Raw genomic sequence first — 1,311 nt, forward strand, 5'->3', positions numbered from 1 at the left:
CGACACTCTCGTATCGCGCATGCCGGAACGCCACTTGCTCGGTTTTGCAGGCACCCAATCTAGCTTCGGTGCGGCCCGGGGTGATCAGTCCCACCGTCCTGGGAGCATTGCCGTTCACATAGGCTGCGCGCCCGCCTTGCGGAGGAGCCGGTTCTCGCCGATCTGGGTCAGGCTGCCGTCGGCACGCAGGTAATTTTTCAGCGCCATAATCGGAACCTTGTCCCGCCTGGCCACAGCGTCGAGCCCACCGGCGGCCTCAATCCCCGCTTGGCCGAGGGTCTTCCACGTCTGCAGCATGGCGTCGGTGATCTTCGCTTTCCTGCCCGGGGTGAGCCGGTCTTCGCCGAGCTGGCTCAGCCTGCCGTCGGCACGAAGGTAATGTCGCAGTGCCGTAGCCGGGACATTGTCCCGCCGGGCCACACCGTCGAGCCCACCGGCGGCCTTAATCCCTGCTTGGCCGAGGGCCTTCCACGTCCGCAACATGTCGTCGGTGATCCTCGCTTTCCCGCCCGGGGCGAGCCGGTCTTCGCCGCGCTGGCTCAGCCTGCCGTTTGCACGAAGGTATTTTCTCAGTGCCGCAGTCGGGACATCGTCCCGCTTGGCCACACCGTCGAGCCCACCCGCGGCCTTAATCCCCGCCTGACCGAGGGCCTTCCACGTCCGCAACATGGCGTCGGTGATCTTCGTTTTCCCGCCCGGATTGAGTCGATCTTCGCCGATCTGGGTCAGGCTGCCGTCGGCACGAAGGTAATTTTTCAGCGCCGTAACCGGGATCTTGTCCCGCCGGGCCACGCCGTTGAGCCCACCGGCGGCCTCAATCCCCGCCTGACCGAGGGCCTTCCACGTCTGCAACATGGCGACGGTGATCTTCGCTTTCCTGCCCGGGGTGAGCCGGTCTTCGCCGAGCGGGGTCAGGCTGCCGTCGGCACGCAGGTAGTTTCTCAGCGCTGTCACCGGGACATTGTTCTGCCTGGCCACAGCGTCGAGCCCACCCGCGGCCTTAATTCCCGCCAGGCCGAGGGTCTTCCACGTCTGCAACATGGCGTCGGTGATCTTCGCTTTCCCACCCGGATTGAGCCGATCTTCGCCGCGCGGGGTCAGGCGGCCGTCGGCACGAAGGTAATGTTTCAGTGCCGCAGTCGGGACATTGTCCCGCCTGGCCACACCGTCGAGTCCACCGGCGGCCTCAATCCCCTCGTGGCCGAGGCCCGTCCACGTCTGCAACATGGCGTCGGTGATTTTCACTTTCCTGTCAGGGTTGAGCCGGTCTTCGCCGAGCTGGGTCAGCCTGCCGTCGGCACGCAGGTAATG

The 1,311-nt window shown here is 65.7% G+C and carries 1 protein-coding gene; it reads right to left on the reverse strand.

What is annotated here, in order from left to right; all coding sequences use genetic code 11:
• Nucleotides 1–114: 114 nt before the first annotated feature.
• On the reverse strand, nt 115–1,311 hold a 1,197-nt coding region (locus PHO31112_RS27345; RefSeq protein WP_174995918.1), incomplete at its 5' end, for a hypothetical protein.

Source organism: Pandoraea horticolens, assembly GCF_902459555.1.
GTDB lineage: Bacteria > Pseudomonadota > Gammaproteobacteria > Burkholderiales > Burkholderiaceae > Pandoraea > Pandoraea horticolens.